We start from the raw sequence: 17,626 nt of genomic DNA, 5'->3' as shown, positions 1-17,626 counted from the left end.
CGGTCAGGCGTCGATGCCCGGGACGGGGGCACCGGAGGGCACCCCCGCGTCGAGATAGCCCTGGTAGTACTCCTTCCAGGGCGCGTTGACGCCTGCGTGCGGGCCCTCGAAGCGTTCGCCGTGGGCCTTGGCGTCGAGGGCGGCGAGGCAGACCTCCCAGCCCGCGCTGTTGCGGGCGGCGGTGTTCTCCTCGCTCAGGACGTGGGTGAGGGTGAAGCGGGTGCGGCCGTCGCCGTCCGCCGCGAGGTCGAAGCGGATCTCGTCGCCGCCCCAGTCGAAGGTGAGGTTCCGGGGCGGGTCGACGGCGAGCACGGTGCCGTAGGACTCGGGCATGTTCGGGTCGCCGGTGAACTTGACGGCGCCGCCGGGCCGCAGGTCGATCTCGGCGCGGGAGGGGAACCACTCGGCGAGTTCGTCGGGGTCGGTCACGAAGTGCCAGACGCGGTCGACCGGATGGCCGTAGAGACGGCTGAAGCGGACGGCCGGGCGGCCGTCGTCGAGGGTGACGTAGGTGCCGGTGAGATCGGCGGGCATGGGGATCAGTCCTTCGGGGAGGGTTCTTCCGGGTCGTCCGTCGGCGCGGCCGTCTCGTCGAGGCGGCGCCCCAGGGCGTCCAGGCTGCGGTTCCACAGCCGGCGGTAGGGGGCCAGCCAGGCGTCCAGCTCGGCGATGGGGGCCGGGTCGAGGGCGTAGACCCGGCGCTGGGCGTCCTGCCGGACCCGGACCAGGCCGGCCTCCCGCAACACCTTGAGGTGCTTGGAGGTGCTCGGCTGGCTGAGGCCGCATGCGTCCACGATCTCGCCGACGGGGCGGGAGCGCTCCAGGAGGAGGCCGACTATGGCTCTTCGGTGGGGGTCGGCGAGGGCGGTCCAGAGGGCGTCTTCGGACATGGTTTCAATATGCCCAGCTAGTTATATTCCTGTCAAGGAATACATGGGCGGCCGGCGGCTGCATGAACACTTGCGGCCGGTGGGGGCTGGTCGCGCAGTTCCCCGCGCCCCTTAGGCGGGTGGGCTGACCGTTGCCTGCCAGTGCAGCAGCGTTGCCAGTGCGCGGATCGCCGCCGCAAAGGGGGCCGGAGCTCGCAGGTATTCCATGTGGATGCCGGGGAACTCCGCCCAGGGTGCGTCGATCCGGCGGGCGATCTCGATCGACGGGCGGGCGTAGTACGCGCCACGATCCTCACTGCCCGCCCCAAGCACGATCGGGAACGGTGCCGAGCGCAGCGCCTGGTCGTCAGGGAGGAAAGCGGCCAGCGCGGGCCATTCCGCGGTGAAGAGGTGGTCCTGGTTGCCGAGGAAACGCTTCCACACGTCGTCCGGCCAGCGGTATGCGCCCTCGCCCCGGACCCCCTGTGCGAAGTGGCGCCCGGCGGCCGGTCCCCCGCCCTGCGCGTGGACCGCGGCCAGTTCCGGGAAGAAGCTGCGGGCCGGGTCGCCGTCGGGCAGGACGTTCACGGCGGGCGGTTCATGGGCGATCAGGCCCGCCATCACCTCGGGATGGCGGGCCGCCAGGGTGAGGCCGATGATCGCGCCCGCACTGCTGCCGAACACCAGGGCCCGGTCGCCGGCCAGCTCCGCGACCACGGCGCGGGCGTCCGCCGCCTGTTCGTCGAGGGTCGTCGGCATGCCGTCACGGCCGGTGCTGCGGGAGTTGCCGCGGCGGTCGTAGGTGATCACGGTGAAGGCGTCCGCGAGGTCCTCGGCGACCGCCGAGTAGTAGCCCGCGTCACCGCCCGCGCCACTGATCATCAGCAGGGCCGGACCGGTGCCCAGCACCTCGTAGTAGAGCTCCGCACCGTCCACCGCGAGCATGCCGTTGACCATGATCGATCCCCTTCCTCAGCGAAACGTTGCCGTTTCGCTGAAAGTGGTCTAGTCTCGATGTGTACGAAACCGTTTCGTTCGCGGCTCGACAACGGGCCGCCATGGCGAGGCGGCTTCTTGGTGAATCCCGAACGACTTCCCTGGAGTAGTTCTCCCATGTCTGAGAAGACTCTGACCGACGACGCCCACGTCGGCGCCGCAGAAACGCCACCGGCCGCCGCCTCCTCCAAGCGGTGGTGGATCCTCGCGGTCGTCGCCGTCGCCCAGCTCATGGTGGTGCTCGACGCCACCATCGTGAACATCGCCCTGCCGTCCGCCCAGGCGGACCTCGGCTTCTCCGACGGCAACCGGCAGTGGATCGTCACCGGATACGCCCTCGCCTTTGCCTCGCTGCTGCTGCTCGGCGGCCGGATCGCCGACCTCTTCGGCCGCAAGACGGCCTTCCTCGTAGGTGTCGTCGGCTTCGCCGCCGTGTCGGCGCTCGGCGGTGCCGCCAACGGTTTCGGGATGCTGGTCACCGCGCGCGCCCTGCAGGGTGCCTTCGGTGCGCTGCTCGCACCGGCCGCGCTCTCCCTTCTCAACACCACGTTCACCGACGCCCGTGAGCGGGCCAGGGCGTTCAGTGTCTACGGCGCCATCGCGGGTGCCGGCGGTGCGGTCGGTCTGCTGCTCGGCGGCGCGCTGACCGACGCGTTCGACTGGCGCTGGACGCTGTACGTGAACGTCGTGATCGCCGTCGTCGCCTTCATCGGCGGCATGATGCTGCTGACCAACCACCGCGACGCCGCGAACTCCAAGCTGGACGTGCCGGGCACGGTGCTCGTCGCCGCCGGTCTGTTCTCGCTGGTCTACGGCTTCTCCAACGCCGAGACGCACGACTGGGGTTCGGCGCTGACCTGGGGCTTCCTGATCGCGGGCGTGGCCCTTCTGGCGGCCTTCGCCTGGTGGCAGACCAAGTCGAAGCACCCGCTGCTGCCGCTGGGCATCCTGCTGGACCGCGACCGGGCCGCCTCCTTCCTCGCCGTGCTGATCTCGGCCGGTGGCATGTTCGGCGTGTTCCTCTTCCTCACCTACTACCTCCAGCTGAACCTCGGCTTCAGCCCGACGAAGACCGGTGTGGCGTTCCTGCCGATGATCGGCGCCCTGATGGTGACGGCACAGCTGGGCACGCAGGTCCTGGTGCCGCGGATCGGGCCCAAGGCGGTCGTGCCGCTGGGCTTCCTGGTCTCCGCGGTCGGCATGGCCTGGCTCGCCGGGATCGATGTCGGGTCGAGCTACGTCAGCGCGGTGCTGCCGCAGCTGATCGTGACCGGTCTCGGCCTCGGCCTGGTGATGCCGGCGGCCATGCAGCTCGCCACCGGCGGGGTGACGGCCGACGAGGCGGGTGTCGCCTCGGCCACGGTCAACGCCATGCAGCAGGTGGGCGGTTCGATCGGTACGGCGCTGCTGAACACGCTCGCGGCGAGTGCGGCGACGAACTACCTGGCCGGGCGGGACGCGACCAACAAGCTGGTGCAGGCGCAGGCGACGATCGAGAGCTACACGACCGCGTTCTGGTGGTCGGCCGGCATGTTCGCGGCGGGTGCGGTGATCGCGTTCCTGCTGTTCCGCCGGGGGGTGCCGGAGCAGGACGCCAACGCCGCGCCGGTCGTGCACATGTAGCTTCCGCAGAGCCGCGGGTACTGAGGGGTCGCCGTCAGCAGGGAGACGGTGGCCCCTCGCCGTTGTCGTCTGCGGGTGCATCGTGACTGGTCGCGCCCCCGCGGCGGAGCCGCACATCGATACAGCCCCGCGCCCCTATCGGGGCGTTTCAAGTCAAGCTTTTTGAATTATATTCACTCTGTCGAGTGAACCCGATCTTGCGCTGCCCCCGGCAGGGATGACACGCGCTCCCGGTGGGTAACAACCGGGCCCATACCCGCCCCGGCGAGGTGGAGCGCTGAGATGACGTCGGAAGCCGTTGACCCCGGGCTGCCCGCCGCCAACTCCTGTGCGCGTACCCGGCGAGCGGGTTCGTACATCGTCGTAGAGGTCTTCGGCGAGGTCGACATCGCCACCGAGGAGCTGGTCGCCGAGCATCTGCTCGCGGCGACCGCGGAGCCCGAGCCGGATGTGCTGGTCGATCTGCGGCGGATCGGGTTTCTCGACTGTTCGGCGCTGCGGGTGCTGTGCCGGGCCGAGGCGCGGGCCAGGGAGCGTGGCGGGCGGCTGCGGCTGGTGTGCGAAGGGCCCCGGGTGCCGCGGCTGTTACGGGCCTCGGGGCTGCTGGGGCGGTTTCCGCCGCTCCCCGGGTTTCCCCGGGACGGGAGCGCCGGGGAGCGGCGGTGATGCCGGAGGTCGGCGGGCGGCCCCACTCCGCCCGTCCGACCTCCGGTGCGAGATCGCAGGTGCCCCGCTCCAGGGGCCGCACTCCCCAGTTGCGGACCTGTCCGGCAGTCACGAGGACCGTGCGATCCCGGGCTCTCAGAAGGCGAAGACGCTCGCCCCGTAGGAATCCCTCATGCACTGGTTGCCGAAGGTGCGCTCGTAGGAGACACGCTTGCCCTGCCAGACGCCTTCCACCGTGACCACGACGGGGTCGTAGAGCTTGGTGCACCACACGTCGGTTCTCGGTGCCAGCGCGTCGAAGTCGCCGCCGGCGCCACGCAGTTCGGCGCAGGCCTGGGCGGCGGCCGGGTGCGTGCCGGAGGCGGCCGGGGCACAGGTGAGGGTCACGGCGCGTTCGGGAGTGGCGGTGGCCGCCTCGCTGCCGTGGCCGGTGGTGAGCACCAGGGCCGAGGGAGCGTAGAGCGAGCTCGGGGTGGCGACGGCGGCCCCGGTCAGGGGTCCGCAGACGGCGGCGGCCGTGAGGCCGAGGGTCGCTGCCCAGCGCGCGGTGGTTCGCATGGTGTGCATCCTTCCGCTTGATTCGACGGGTGCCGCCCCTGGGCCCGGTGGGTACCGGGGCGGCGGGCGCCACTCTGCCGACTCCGGCGTCGAAACACACATCGAACCCACGGCTTTCAGTAACCTTGCGTATTGAATCAGTGGCGTGAAGTCACGGAAATCGAACGCGTCGACCGCTCAACGGAGCGGTTCTTGATCGCTCGAAGCGGCCAGATGACTGGATCCCATCGCCTCGTTAATCGTCCTGAAACATTCCGCTTCCGCTGTGGGCGGAGTTCCCGGCAAGCCCTTGCCTTTGGACTGCAACGGAGTAATCGTCATTACATGATTACTCAAGAGCAACGAGACAAGCTACGCGGCTGGTTCGCCGGCCGGCTGCCCGACGACCTCTTCGAGGAACTGGTCGAGGTGACGGTCGACCGTGAGGAGGTCACCGTCGTCGGGCGGATCCCCGGACCCAAGCTGGCGGACGGAGTGTCGGACGCCGAGCGGCAGGCCGCCATACAGGGCCGGATCCAGGAGTTCCGGGAGCGCACCCGGGAGAGCCGGATGGCCGTGGCCCGGGAGGCGGAGCACCGGTTCGGGCACAAGGTGTCCTGGGGCGCGGAGTGCGACGGGCGCCGGGCGCTGTTCACGCATGTCGCGGCGCCGGTCATGACCCGGCTGCGTCAGCCCGAGCGCCAGGTGCTGGACACCCTGATCGCCGGGGGTGTGGCACGCAGCCGCAGCGAGGCGCTGGCCTGGTGCGTACGGCTGGTCCAGAAGCACACGGACGACTGGCTCACCGAACTGCGCGAGTCCCTGGAGCACGTCGAGAAGGTCCGGGCCCAGGGACCGGACACCGAAGAGGACTGAGGCCCGGACGGCCCCCGGCCTGCGGCGACCGCCGCGAGCCGACGCCCAAGGGCGGTGTACGGCCCCGCACATACCGACGAGTATGGTCGCCACGACGCGTACTCGACGTGGAGAGGCGGGGCGGATGGCCAAGCACTGGGCGGACTTCCAGTACGAGATCTATCTCAACGGGATGACGGGCGCGGTTCCGCGGCTGCCCACCGATCTGACCCGCCTGGAGGAGCTGACCGAGCGGCGGCTCGGGCCCGGCCCGGTGGGCTATGTGGCGGGCGGCGCCGGCGACGGCTCCACACTGCGCGCCAACCGGTCCGCCCTGGAGCGGCGCCGCATAGTGCCGCGCATGCTGCGGGACGTCGGCGAGCGGGACCTGGCGGTGGAGGTGCTGGGGTGCGCGCTGCCGGCCCCGTTGGCGCTGGCGCCCGTCGGCGTGCTGTCGATCATGCACCCGGACGCCGAGTCCGCCGCCGCCCGGGCGGCCGCCGCGCACGGCGTGCCGTTCGTCCTCTCCTCCGCCTCCAGCACGCCGATGGAGCAGGTGGCGGAGGCGATGGGGGACGCCGAGCGGTGGTTCCAGCTGTACTGGGGCCGGGACCGCGAGGTGACGAGGAGCTTTCTCGGGCGGGCGCGGGCGGCCGGGTTCTCGGTGCTGGTGGTCACGCTCGACACGCCGTTGCTGTCCTGGCGCCCGCGCGATCTCGACCAGGCGTATCTGCCGTTCCTCAACGGGGTGGGCACCGCCAACTACTTCACCGACCCGGCGTTCCAAGCAGGCCTGGCCAAGCCGGTGCACGAGGATCCCAACGCGGCCGTGCTGCACTTCCTCGGCCTGTTCGGGAACCCGAGCCACACCTGGCCGGACCTGGCCTTCCTGCGGGAGCACTGGGACGGGCCGATCGTCCTGAAGGGCGTGCTGCACCCGGACGACGCGCGGCTCGCCGTCGACGCCGGGATGGACGGCGTCGTGGTGTCCAACCACGGCGGCCGGCAGGTGGCCGGTTCGGTGGCCGCGGCCGACGCGCTGCCGCGGGTCGCCGCGGCGGTGGGCGACCGGCTGACCGTGCTGTTCGACAGCGGGGTGCGCACCGGGGACGACGTGTTCAAGGCGCTCGCGCTGGGGGCGCGGGCGGTCCTGCTGGGGCGGCCGTACGTCTACGGGCTCGGCCTCGACGGACAGGCCGGCGTGGACCATGTGATCCGCTCGCTGCTCGCCGAGTTCGACCTCACCCTCGCCCTGTCCGGGCACTCCACCCCTGCCGCGATCACCGCGGCCGACCTGATCGAGGAGTCCGCGTGACCGCCCCGAAGAACGTCCTCGCCGTCATCCCGCCGCACGTCGGCGGCCGGGCGGCCGGTGCCGGGATGGCGTCCCTGTTCCCCGCCGACGCGAAGGTCACCGTCGTCGAGTCGGCCGGTGAGGATCCGGCGGCGCTGCGGGCGGCACGCGTCGTGATCACCGCGCTCGCCCCGGTGACCGCCGAACACCTCGCCGCCGCGCCGGAGCTGGAGCTGGTGCAGTGCGCGAGCCACGGCTTCGACTACGTCGACACGGAGGCGGCGCGTGCGCAGGGCGTGTCCGTGTGCACGATCGGCTCCAGCGGCGCCGAGGCGCAGAACGTGGCCGAGCAGACCTTCGCGCTGATGCTGGCCCTGGCCAAGCAACTGGTCCCCGCGCACCAGGCCTTGGCCGAGGGCGACTGGGCACTCCCCCGGCTGCAGCGCTCGCTCACGGAGCTGTCCGGCAAGACGCTGGGCATCGTGGGGCTCGGCCGGATCGGCCAGCAGGTCGCCCGGCGGGCGGCGGCCTTCGACATGACCGTCCTGTACACGCAGCGCCGGCGGGCGTCGGAGGAGACGGAGGAGCGGTACGGGGGTGCGCGGTACGTCCCGCTGGAGGAGCTGCTGACCGCCGCGGACTATGTGACATTGCACTGCCCCCTCACCCGCGAGACCCGCCACCTCCTCGACACCGACCGCCTCGCCCTCCTGAGGCCGACCGCGTTCGTGGTCAACACGGCCCGGGGTGCGCTCATCGACCAGGAGGCCCTGGCCGACGCGCTGGAGAAGGGCACCCTGGCCGGGGCGGGCCTGGACGTCTTCGACCCCGAACCGCCCACCCCGGCCCTGCGGTTGCTGCGCGCCCCCCACGTGGTCCTGTCACCGCACGTCGGGGGCGTCACCCGGGAGACCCTGATCCGGATCGCGCTGGCCGCCGTCCAGAACGTCCTGGACTTCCTGGCGGGCGGCGCACCCCGGGACGTCGTGAACGAGGCTCCGGCCCGCCCCTAGTTCCCGGACAGTTCCGCCGGCTGTGCCGACGGTCCGCCGGTCCCGGCGATGGAGAAGGAGCCGGTGCTCTGGGACGGGGCCGGCGGACCGTCGGTCAGCCAGCGCTGGCCGCTGGAGTGGTCGCGGACCTTGACGACGACGTCGGCGTCGGGGTCCACCCCGGCCGTGGCGAGGGCGAGGGTCTCGTCCCAGCGGGGCAGCAACTCGCCCTGGACGGTGAGGTCGTAGCGCACGTCCTGACCGCGCTCGGCGTCGGCCGCGGCGCAGGTGCCGAGGATGACCACCCCGCCGTCGGCGTGCGAGTCCAGGCACAGGTCGTGGTCGGCCGCGCTGCGCACCTCGCCGTCGCTCTCGTACGTCCACTGCTGGGTCCCGGACGTCGAGCACACGGCGAGGACGACACTCGCCCCGGCCTGCGGCGCGCCCTTGATGTCCAGGCAGAGCTGGGCGGCCTCGTTGCGCAGCCGGGTCTGGTGGTCGGCGGTGGGCAGCCGGGCCGTGCCGGAGGTGGGCGTCACGTCCGGGTCGGTGTCGCCGGGAGTCGGGCCGGCGGTCGCGACGGCGTCGCTGCCGTCGCCGCCGCCCGAGAGCGCGCTGACCGCGAGCACGGAGGTCAGCAGCCCCGCCCCGGCGACGCCGACGCTGGTGAGCAGGGTCTTGGAGGACCAGGAGCCGGGCGGGCGGCGCACCTGCACGGGGATACGCGCCAGGATCCGCGTCCGGGCGGTGGCGCGCCGGCGCCCGCCTCCGGAGCGGCGGGAGGAGGAGCGGGTGGGGGGGGTGTCCGGGTCCGCGCCCTTGCGCCCCGGACGCGAGTCGAGGTAGCGGCGGGCTCCCCAGCCGAGCACCGCTTCGACGAGCAGCACCCCCAGACCGCCCTCGACGAGGCCGAGTTGTTCGGCGGCGGCCCGGCAGTACGGGCACTCCGCGAGATGCTCCTGGACGTCCGGCAGCAGGGCGCCGCCGCGGCGGAGCGGAACGTCCAGCAGCCGGTTGTAGTAGCGGCACTCGGTGGACGGCGCGAGCTCCCGGTGGGCGCGGACACAGCCCTCCCGGAATTTCTCCCGGGCGTCTTCGAGAGCCGCCGATGCGGTTGCCGTGTCCATGCCCAACAGACCGGCGGGTACGGTTATGGGTTCGGCCTCGACCTCGGTGTGCCAGAGCAGACTCTGGGCGAGCGCCGGAAGGCCCAGGAATGAACGCTCCGCGAGGACGCGGTTTTCCGGTGCCATGGGCTTCGTGGCGCGCATGCCGCGGCCGCCGGCCGGTTTCCCGAGGTCGGGGAGAACCTCCGCTATTCGGTCCTCCGCGGACCAGTTGGCGACCGTGTCCCGGACCGTGACCAGCAGTCGGGGCCGCAGCGCGTCGGCGGTCTCGCCGAGGGCCACCCGGTCCAGGACCTGGTGGAAGGCCGCGGCCGCGACCATGTGGGAGACGGGCCCGGAGGCCGCCAGGCAGACGACCGCGTACTCCTGCACGGGACGCCAGTGCCGGGCCATGAGCAGCGCGGTGGACCGGGAGGCCTCGATGTCGGATCCGGCTCGCAGCGGGGCGGCGAGGGACTCGTCGGACTCCTCCGCTCCACCGCCCGGCGGCGGATAGGGAGGGCGAGGCGGGTGGGGGGTGGGCACTGAGCGGATTCCTTTGGTGCGTGTGGTGCGCACCTTTTCGGTGCGCTTGCGGAGAGCGGAAATTCGCCGAGACGGTGTCGGTCTCGTTCCCCAACTGCCGAATAGGTCCCGGCCATTCCCCCCGCGTGAGGGATTCACCCTCGCACAAGTCTCACACAAGCAACAAGGCACCCGTACAACATCGACAGCATTGACAGCATGTCAGAAAGACGGGTGCCGCCATTGTCCGGTCACGGCCGTATTCACTGTCCGCACACCCCGTGTGAACAGCGCGCACACTCCGGTCCCGCGCGCACGCTCCCGGCACGACCGCCCGAGGAGTCCACTGATGTCCGGCCCTCCTCGCAAGGCCCCGCACGGAAAGGCGGCTCTTCCGCGCGAAACAGGCCGCCGGCCCCGTTCCTCCCGCCCTCGGCCGGCGGCCTTCGAGGGCGGTGGCGGCTTTCCCCGCACGTCCGGGCGGGTCAGAGCTGCCAGGAACGGAGCCGGTCCGCCGCGGCGTAGACGTCCGCCTTGCCGCTCATCAGGTCGCGGGCGAGGTCGACCAGGGCGCCGTACGGGGGGTCGATGCCGGCGCCGCTGACGAACATGTAGGCCACGGCGGTCGCGCAGGCGAACCGGGCGTTGGCCGCGGGCAGCGGCTTGAGCAGGGCGAGGGTGTGCAGCAGGGCGGCGGCCCGCCAGGCCGGGTCGGAGTCCACGCCGAGCCGGGGCGGGTCGACCCGGTGCCGGGCGACGGCGGCGACCAGCGCGGAGAAGTCGTTCACGGTGGGCTGGTCCGGCAGCACTTCCTCGTGGCGCTGGAGCAGCCACGGCACGTCGATATGGATGACCGGCGGCATCACTCAGGCGGCCTCGCCCTTCGTGGGCGGCTCGTCGTCGGGGAACGCGGCCGCGAACTCGGCGGCGTGGGCCGCGAAGAAACGGCGGAACTCCTCCGCCCCCTCCTGCAGCGCCCGGTGCCGGGCGATGTCGGCGGCGGCCGCCTCCCGCACGAGGGCCTTCATGGACGTACCGCGCTCCTTGGCGATCTGCCGCAGGTCCTCTAGCTCGCGGTCGCTGAACTCCACGTTGAGAGCTGGCATGCCCTTCACGGTACCGCGCGGGTACTTACCCGTAAATACCCGCAGGTCAAGACCGACTCGGCGAGGTACCTGCGGCAGCCGAGCGCCGTGTCCGTTTCCCGCCGGTCAGCCCGCCGGTCCGGCGCCACACTCGATCCCACGACGTCATGGAGGAGCGAGGAGGATCCCATGGACGTGTGCACCGTGTACGACAGCCCGCTGGGCGAACTGCGGCTGACCGGCGAGGAGTCACCCGGCGGTGTCGTCCTCACCGCGCTGTCACTCCCCGGACAGCCGGTCGGGCCCGCCGACCGCGCCGACCGGCTCTTCACCGAGGCGCTGCGGCAGCTGGACGCCTACTTCGCCGGCCGGCTCACCCGCTTCGACCTGCCGTGCGCCGCCCGGGGCACGGACTTCCAACAGCGTGTGTGGCGGGCGCTGGACGACATCCCGTACGGCACCACCACCACGTACGGCGAACTGGCCGCCCTGCTGGGCGTGGACCGGGCCGAGATCCGGGCGGTGGGGGCGGCGGTCGGCGCCAACCCTCTGCTCCTGATCCGCCCCTGCCACCGGGTGATCGGCGCCGACGGCTCGATGCGCGGGTACGCGGGCGGGGTCGAGAACAAGGTACGGCTGCTCACCCACGAGGGCGCGCTGCAGCCGATGCTCGGCTGAGGAAGGGAACGCCGTCATGACCCGCACCGCCAGGCCCCTCACGCCCGCCGAGGCCCGCCGCCGGGTGACCGGTACCGACTGGACCGCGCTCGCCGCCGAACTGGACGACCACGGCTGCGCGCCGACCGCTCCCCTGCTCGGCCCCGAGGAGTGCCGCGAGCTGGCCGCCCGCTACGAGAAACCGGAGCTGTTCCGCACCACGGTGGACCTGGCCCGGCACCGGTTCGGCTCGGGCGAGTACCGCTACTTCACCCACGACCTGCCCGGGCCGGTGGCCGCGCTGCGCGCCGCGCTGTACCCCCGGCTGCTGCCGATCGCCCGGGACTGGGCGGCCCGTCTGGACCGCCCGGCCCCGTGGCCCGACACCCTGGACGCGTGGCTGGCGCGCTGCCACGCGGCCGGCCAGGACCGCTCCGCCCAGATCCTGCTGAGCTACGGCCCCGGCGACTGGAACGCCCTGCACCGGGACGTCTTCGGCGACCTGGTCTTCCCACTCCAGGTGGTCGTCGGCCTCGACGCGTACGGCGAGGACTACACGGGCGGCGAGTTCCTGACGGTCGAACAGCGCCCGCGCGCCCAGTCCCGGGGCACGGCCACGCCGCTCCGGCAGGGCCACGGCCTGGTGTTCACCACCCGTGACCACCCCGTGCGCACCCGGCGCGGCTGGTCGGCCGGAGCGATGCGGCACGGGGTGAGCACCGTCCGTACCGGCCGCCGCCGCACCCTGGGGCTGGTCTTCCACGACGCGTCCTAGCCGCGCCCCTGGTCCGCCGCGAAGGACGCCATCCAGGCCAGGGCGGCGTTCCAGTTGACGGCTGTCTCGTTGGTGGACCAGGACTGGATGTCGTCGATGTAGCAGAACTGGCCGGTGCAGCCGAGGAGCTTGCTCTGTGCGTAGGGGTCCTGGATCGACGAGTTGGGTCCGCCCGCGAGGGTGCCCTTCGGCGGGTTCGGCAGGCCGGGGTCGAGTTCGTGGGCGTACCAGCGGCTGTGCTCGTTGTGGGAGTTCACCTCGCCGTAGCCGGTGACGTAGGACATGTTGAGCGCGTTGCGGCCCAGGATGTAGTCCATGCTCTGGAGCGCGCCGTCGCGGTACTTCGCGGCGCCGGTCAGGTCATAGGCGGTGGCGATGACGTGCGCGTTGTTGAGGATCTGGGCGTTGGAGCCCCAGTCGTAGAGGTTGCCGGGCGGTGCGTAGGGCATGCCGTACGGCTGGGAGTCGAGGGTCGCCAGGTAGGTGTCGGCGGCCTCGACGACGGACCGGCGGACCGCGGCGCGGCCGGGGAGCCGGCTCGGCACGGTCGCGAGGTCCAGCCGCCCGGCGGCCGCCGTCCGGCCCCAGTCGAAGCCGAGGGCGCCGAAGATGTCGGCGGTGTGGACGGGTGAGCGGAGGACGTGGTCGGCGAACTGCCGCTCTCCGGTGGTGAGGTAGAGCTCGGCCGCCGCCCAGTAGAACTCGTCGGTCGCGTCGTCGTCGGGGTAGGCGCCGCCGCCGGTGCCGTCGTTCGGGTCGGGGTACACGGCCGGGTGGGCGAGCGCGGCCTGCCAGGCCTTGCGGGCGGCGGTGAGGGCCCGGGCGGCGAAGGCGCGGTCGTAGGGGCGGTAGAGACGGGCCGCCTGCGCCGCCGTCGCCGCGAGGTTGAGGGTCGCCTGGGTGGTCGGGGCGTGCAGTTCGCGCGGCTGGGGGTCGTCGCTGGGCAGCAGCGGCAGTCCGGTCCACTGGGCGTCATGGATCTTGCTGTGCGCCATCCCGGCGAGCGGCTGTCCCTCGGGCACCTGCATCTTCAGCAGGAACTCCAGCTCCCAGCGGGCCTCGTCGAGTACGTCGGGGACCTTGTTGCCGCTCTCCGGGACGGCGAGGCTGCCGTCGCCGAGCCGCGCGGGGTGCCCGGTGCGGGCCGACAGCGACCGTTCGTAGGTGCTCAGCAGCTCCCAGATCGAGATCCCGCCGTTGACGACGTACTTGCCGTGGTCGCCGGCGTCGTACCAGCCGCCCGTGACGTCCAGCGCGTAGTCGCACAGGCCGGGTTGGCAGGGTACGGCGGAGTCGCCCTGGTTCGGTGCCGTGCCGACGTGTCCGGCGGGGCGGCCGTAGCCCGGGCGCAGGTCGTCGCGGATCGCGATGCCGCTGCGCTGGGTGTAGTAGTACTTCAGCGAGTCGAGCCGCAACTGCTCGTAGGCGGCCGTGCCGATGTCGAACGGGCGGCTGGTCTCCCCGTCGGCGACCAGGGTGAAGCCCTCGCCCCGGCCCCGGTAGCGGCCGAAGTCGATGGTCTGCGTGTGCTGCCCGGAGGAGACGTCGGTGCCGCGCGGCACGGTCCAGCCGTGCGCGACCGCCCTGCCCCCGGCGTCGTTCAGCCGCCAGGGCAGCCGCGAGGCCGCGTCGGTCACGAGGGTGGCGTTCTTCGGGCCGTCCGGGAGGTAGGCGACCTGGTTGACGCGGACCCGGGGACCGGTGTCCGGCGTGTACACCTCCGGCGGCACCCCGCCCACCAGCGAGACGTCGTCCAGGCAGAACCGCCAGGGGTCCGCGCCGCCGCCGACCTGGAAGGCGACCTGGGCCTGGGTGGTGTCGACGGGCGAGGTGAAGGTGTACGAGAAGGTGTCCCCGGCGGCGCTCGGCACGGGAGTCGCCTCGTACCAGGTGTCGTACGGCGAGACCTGCAGCCCGACGACCGCCCGCACCGCGTGCTCCCCGGGCACGCCGGAGGCCTTGAAGGAGAAGCGGTACGACTCGCCCTTGACCAGGGTGATGTCGTTCTGGCCGACGGCGGAGTCCCAGGGGTTGGTGGTGCCGCCGGGCACGTCGGAGCAGAGTTGCCCGGCGGAGAGGCCGGCGGTGACGTTGCTCGTCCACCAGGGGTCGCCGGTGGTGTCGAAGGTGCCGTTCCTGACCTGCTCGACCTCGTCGGCGCCCGCTTCGGCGGCCGGCAGTGCGGTGAAGGCCGCCGCCAGCAGGGCCGTGACGGCCAGTAAGGCGGTTCTGCGTCGTTTCACGTCTGGGCTCCTCTGCGGAAGGAGGTGCGGGTCGCACGCCCGGCGATGGGAGCGCTCCCACATGCGGACGTCCGTCATGCTGTTCGAGACATGACATCGCGTCAACGGTCCGGGCGGGACCGGCGGCTGTCGCCCGTCCCGCCCGGAACGCTCGGGTCGCTCGGGTCGCCGTCAGATGTCGAGCCGGCTGATCCGCACCGCCCCCGAGGTCTCCCCGGGGTGGGCGCTGGTCAGGGTGAGCCGGATCCGTGAGCCGCGTGCCGCGGTGAACGTGATGACGGTCGGGCTGTCCGACGCGGTGGCCCAGTCCACCGCCGTTCCCTCCACGGGCCGGTAGGACCTCCCGTCCCAGACCGCCACCTCGACCGCCGCGGGCAGCGCGTGGGTCGCGTCCACGGTGAAGGAGACGTCCACCCGGTCGACGGTGCGGTCGCGTCCGAAGTCGACCGACACCCAGTCCTCGGGCCGGGCTCCGCCGAACGCGGGCAGCAGGGCGGTGGCCGACTTGGCGAACGCGTTGGACCAGCCGGTGACCGGGTCGCCGTCGAGCATCGCGGCGGGGAGGGTGTCCTCGCGGCCGGAGTAACTGGCGTCCGCGTAGGGGTAGTTCGGGGGGACCGGGTAGTCCGGGCCGAAGTCCGGGGCGGGGGTGCTCGCCACGGCTCGGGCGGGGGTGGTGTGCACGGTGACGGTGTCCTTGCGCAGGCCGTCCGCCCGCGCGGTCACCTTGAGGGCGCCCGGCTTCGTGCCGGAGCGCACGATGGCGAGTGCCTTGCCGCGGAAGGCGGTTCGGGTGCTCGCCTGGTAGCGCTCGGCGCTCTCCTCACGCCCGTTGTCGAGCCCCGCGAGCGAGCCGCCGGCCACGTCGAAGGAGAGGAGGTGCTCGGCGTCGGGCACCACCACACCGTGCGCGTCGACGATCTCGGCGGTCACGAAGACCAGCGAACGCCCGTCGGCGGCAAGGGAGTCGCGGTCGGCCGTGAGACGCACGGCATGGGGATCGCCCGCGGTGCGCAGGACGTCGGTGGCGACCGCCTTGCCGTCCCGCCGGGCCACCGCCTTCAACTCACCGTGCCGGTACGGCACTTTCCAGGTCAGGTGGAGCTTGCCCGCACTGCCGTTGGGGCTGGTGTAGCTGCCGGGGTAGGGGCCGGTGGTGAACGTCTTGTCGTCGCCGGTGGCCTCGGTGGTCTCCAGATAGGTGCGGCCGTCGGTGGTCGTCTTGGTGTCGAACTCCCTGGTGCCCAGGGACTTTCCGTTGAGGAACAGCTCGACGGAGGGCACGTTGGCGTACGCCCACACCTCGACCGTGTCCCCCTCCTCGTGGTTCCAGCTCGTCGGCAGCAGATGCACCATCGGCTCGCTCACCCACTGGCTGCGGAAGAGGTGGTACATGTCCTTGGGGAAGCCGGCCGTGTCGACCGCGCCGAAGAAGGACGACTTGACCGGGAAGACGTCGTACGGCGTCGGCTCGCCGATGTAGTCGATGCCCGACCACAGGAACTGGCCCGCGAACCACTTCCGGTCCCGGTCCTTCTTGTGGCCGTACTCGCCGCTCATGGTCCACGAGGCCAGGTTGTTGTCGTAGGAGGAGGTCGCGCGGCGGCCGGGGGTGTGGTTCTCGCCCGTGTTGAGGTGTTCCGGCTCCTGGTACGTGCCGCGGGTCGAGGTCTCCGAGGAGGACTCGGACTCGAAGAGGAACAGGTGCGGGTAGGCCGCGTGCAGCGCGTCCACGGACTTGGCGGTGTTGTAGTTGAGGCCCAGCCCGTCGAGCTTGGCCAGCATCAGGTCGGAGGCGGAGCCCTTCTTCGGCACACCGCGGTACTTGTCGGAGCCGATGACCAGGGGGCGGGTGTCGTCGGCGGCCCTGATGGCGGCGATGATCCGGTCGGCCATGGCCAGGCCCGCGGTGGACGTGGAGTCGGGGATCTCGTTGCCGATGGACCACAGGACGACGGCGGGTGAGTTGCGGGCGGCGAGGACCATCTCGGTGGCGTCGCTCTCGCACCACTCGTCGAAGAACCGGCCGTAGTCGTACTTGGTCTTGCCGGTCCGCCAGCAGTCGAAGGCCTCCACCATCATCACGATGCCCAGTTCCTCGCAGACCTCGATCATCTGCGGCGAGGGCGGGTTGTGCGAGGTGCGGAAGGCGTTGACGCCCATCGACTTCATGACGCTCATCTGCCTGCGGACCGCGTCGGCGCTGATCGCCGCGCCGAGGGCGCCCTGGTCGTGGTGGAGGTCGACGCCCTTGATCTTCGCGGGGACACCGTTGAGGGAGAAGCCCTCGTCCGGGTCGAAGCGGTAGGTCCGGATGCCGAAGACCGTGCGGCAGGTGTCGGTGGTGGTGCCGGCGACCCGGAGTTCGGTGTGCAGGGTGTAGCGGTGCGGGTCGGCGAAGCCCCACAACCTCGGCTTGTCGACAGTCAGTTCATGGGTCTCGGCGGTCTCGCCCGAGCCGCTGACGGTGACCGTGGAGGACGTCCGGGCGACCGTGCGGCCGTCGGGTCCCGCGATCCGGGAGACGACCGTGACGTCCGCGCCCTCGCCGGAGGCGTCGACGACGGCCGTGCGCACCCGGACCACCGCCCGTTCGGCGGTGATGTCCGGCGTGGTGACGTAGGTCCCCCAGCGCGCCACGTGCACGGGGTCGGTGACCACCAGGCGGGCCTCGCGGTAGATGCCGCTGCCCGAGTACCAGCGGCTGCTGGGCAGTTGGTTCTGCACCTTGACCGCGAGGACGTTCTCGGTGCTGCCGTCGGTGTGCAGCAGGCCGGTGAGGTCGAGGGCGAAGCCGGTGTAGCCGTAGGGATGGCGGCCGGCCTGGGTGCCGTTGCAGTAGACGTAGGAGTCCATGTAGACGCCGTCGAACTCCACCGCGATCCGCTTGCCGGCGTAGCCGGGCGGCAGGGTGAAGGCGAGCCGGTACCAGCCGAGGCCGCCGGGGAAGAAGCCGGTGCCGCTGGTGGTGCCGTGGTCGGTGGTGGGGGTCTGCTCGATGCTCCAGTCATGGGGTACGGCCACCTGCCGCCAGGCCGAGTCGTCGTACCCGGGGTCGGCGGCGTCCGCGTAGGCGCCGGTCGGGTCGGTGATCCCGCCCGGGTTGACCAGCGCGAACCGCCAGCCGTCCCGCAGGGCGACCGTGCGGCGGCCGGTGACCTGCGGGGACGTACCCGTCTCCGGGACCGCCCAGGCGCCCGGGGCACCCAGCAGGGCGCCGGCCGTCGGGGCTGCCGTGGCGGCTGCCAGAACCGATCTGCGTGTGACCGTCATGGTGCGGCTCTCCCTCATCAGGGCCCAGAACTACTCACAACTGATCGCGAACAAACAGATTCTGACGGTGTGCCACGTGCGTCCGTCAAGACTCCGGTACCGTATGGCCACCCCTTTCGTCCCGTCGGCC

At 71.9% G+C, this 17,626-nt stretch carries 16 protein-coding genes; 7 read left to right on the top strand and 9 right to left on the bottom strand.

The features are described from left to right. Positions 1–3: 3 nt before the first annotated feature. The 3 genes from ACFZDK_RS22835 to ACFZDK_RS22825 form a co-directional block, all read right to left on the bottom strand. A complete protein-coding gene (locus ACFZDK_RS22835) occupies positions 4–534 on the bottom strand; it encodes an SRPBCC domain-containing protein (RefSeq protein ID WP_390974991.1) in 531 nt (176 codons plus the stop codon). Between the two features lie 5 nt (positions 535–539). Next, a complete protein-coding gene (locus ACFZDK_RS22830) occupies positions 540–890 on the bottom strand; it encodes a metalloregulator ArsR/SmtB family transcription factor (protein ID WP_390974989.1) in 351 nt (116 codons plus the stop codon). Between the two features lie 111 nt (positions 891–1,001). Beyond that, entirely contained in the window at positions 1,002–1,826 is an 825-nt protein-coding gene (locus tag ACFZDK_RS22825; protein ID WP_390974988.1) for an alpha/beta fold hydrolase, read from the bottom strand. A gap of 156 nt (positions 1,827–1,982) precedes the next feature. Between ACFZDK_RS22825 and ACFZDK_RS22820 the strand changes: the two genes are divergently transcribed. Beyond that, a complete protein-coding gene (locus ACFZDK_RS22820; protein ID WP_390974986.1) occupies positions 1,983–3,488 on the top strand; it encodes a DHA2 family efflux MFS transporter permease subunit in 1,506 nt (501 codons plus the stop codon). A gap of 282 nt (positions 3,489–3,770) precedes the next feature. Then, positions 3,771–4,154 carry an anti-sigma factor antagonist gene (locus ACFZDK_RS22815; RefSeq protein ID WP_390974985.1) on the top strand — a complete coding sequence of 128 codons (384 nt, stop codon included), beginning with the start codon at positions 3,771–3,773 and terminating at the stop codon, positions 4,152–4,154. Positions 4,155–4,289: 135 nt separating this feature from the next. On the opposite strand, the gene ACFZDK_RS22810 is transcribed toward ACFZDK_RS22815, so the two are convergent. Then, positions 4,290–4,712, bottom strand: coding sequence for a protease inhibitor (locus tag ACFZDK_RS22810; protein WP_390974984.1), 423 nt, complete (start codon positions 4,710–4,712; stop codon positions 4,290–4,292). A gap of 324 nt (positions 4,713–5,036) precedes the next feature. On the opposite strand from ACFZDK_RS22810, the gene ACFZDK_RS22805 reads away from it, so the two are divergent. The 3 genes from ACFZDK_RS22805 to ACFZDK_RS22795 all read left to right on the top strand — a co-directional run bounded on the left by ACFZDK_RS22805 (position 5,037) and on the right by ACFZDK_RS22795 (position 7,853). After that, positions 5,037–5,567: a hypothetical protein gene (locus ACFZDK_RS22805; protein ID WP_390974982.1), complete on the top strand. Its 531-nt coding sequence runs from the start codon at positions 5,037–5,039 to the stop codon at positions 5,565–5,567. A 124-nt stretch (positions 5,568–5,691) separates the two neighbouring features. Further along, on the top strand, positions 5,692–6,861 hold the full coding sequence (locus ACFZDK_RS22800) for an alpha-hydroxy-acid oxidizing protein (RefSeq protein WP_390974980.1): 1,170 nt from the start codon (positions 5,692–5,694) through the stop codon (positions 6,859–6,861). Continuing rightward, positions 6,858–7,853, top strand: a complete 996-nt coding sequence (locus ACFZDK_RS22795; protein WP_390974979.1) for an NAD(P)-dependent oxidoreductase — start codon at positions 6,858–6,860, stop codon at positions 7,851–7,853. The genes ACFZDK_RS22800 and ACFZDK_RS22795 overlap by 4 nt, the downstream gene beginning before the upstream one ends. Here ACFZDK_RS22795 and ACFZDK_RS22790 read toward each other — a convergent pair. The 3 genes from ACFZDK_RS22790 to ACFZDK_RS22780 all read right to left on the bottom strand — a co-directional run bounded on the left by ACFZDK_RS22790 (position 7,850) and on the right by ACFZDK_RS22780 (position 10,569). Then, positions 7,850–9,484: a ricin-type beta-trefoil lectin domain protein gene (locus ACFZDK_RS22790; protein WP_390974977.1), complete on the bottom strand. Its 1,635-nt coding sequence runs from the start codon at positions 9,482–9,484 to the stop codon at positions 7,850–7,852. The two genes, ACFZDK_RS22795 and ACFZDK_RS22790, sit on opposite strands and share 4 nt — an antisense overlap. A gap of 464 nt (positions 9,485–9,948) precedes the next feature. Further along, a complete protein-coding gene (locus ACFZDK_RS22785) occupies positions 9,949–10,326 on the bottom strand; it encodes a toxin Doc (protein ID WP_359225082.1) in 378 nt (125 codons plus the stop codon). Between the two features lie 3 nt (positions 10,327–10,329). Beyond that, positions 10,330–10,569, bottom strand: coding sequence for a hypothetical protein (locus tag ACFZDK_RS22780; RefSeq protein ID WP_355709416.1), 240 nt, complete (start codon positions 10,567–10,569; stop codon positions 10,330–10,332). A gap of 168 nt (positions 10,570–10,737) precedes the next feature. Between ACFZDK_RS22780 and ACFZDK_RS22775 the strand changes: the two genes are divergently transcribed. Together ACFZDK_RS22775 and ACFZDK_RS22770 are read left to right on the top strand one after the other, a co-directional pair. Further along, positions 10,738–11,226 (top strand): methylated-DNA--[protein]-cysteine S-methyltransferase, encoded by a 489-nt coding sequence (locus ACFZDK_RS22775; RefSeq protein WP_390974975.1) that lies wholly within the window; start codon positions 10,738–10,740, stop codon positions 11,224–11,226. A gap of 16 nt (positions 11,227–11,242) precedes the next feature. Continuing rightward, positions 11,243–11,980: a 2OG-Fe(II) oxygenase gene (locus tag ACFZDK_RS22770; RefSeq protein WP_390974973.1), complete on the top strand. Its 738-nt coding sequence runs from the start codon at positions 11,243–11,245 to the stop codon at positions 11,978–11,980. On the opposite strand, the gene ACFZDK_RS22765 is transcribed toward ACFZDK_RS22770, so the two are convergent. After that, positions 11,977–14,223, bottom strand: coding sequence for a glycoside hydrolase family 9 protein (locus ACFZDK_RS22765; RefSeq protein ID WP_390974971.1), 2,247 nt, complete (start codon positions 14,221–14,223; stop codon positions 11,977–11,979). The two genes, ACFZDK_RS22770 and ACFZDK_RS22765, sit on opposite strands and share 4 nt — an antisense overlap. Positions 14,224–14,394: 171 nt before the next feature. Beyond that, positions 14,395–17,496, bottom strand: a complete 3,102-nt coding sequence (locus tag ACFZDK_RS22760; protein ID WP_390974969.1) for a glycoside hydrolase family 2 TIM barrel-domain containing protein — start codon at positions 17,494–17,496, stop codon at positions 14,395–14,397. Positions 17,497–17,626 lie beyond the last annotated feature (130 nt).

Source organism: Streptomyces sp. NPDC007901, assembly GCF_042959465.1.
Classification (GTDB): Bacteria; Actinomycetota; Actinomycetes; order Streptomycetales; family Streptomycetaceae; genus Streptomyces.
This window is presented reverse-complemented; position numbering and strand designations above follow the sequence as displayed.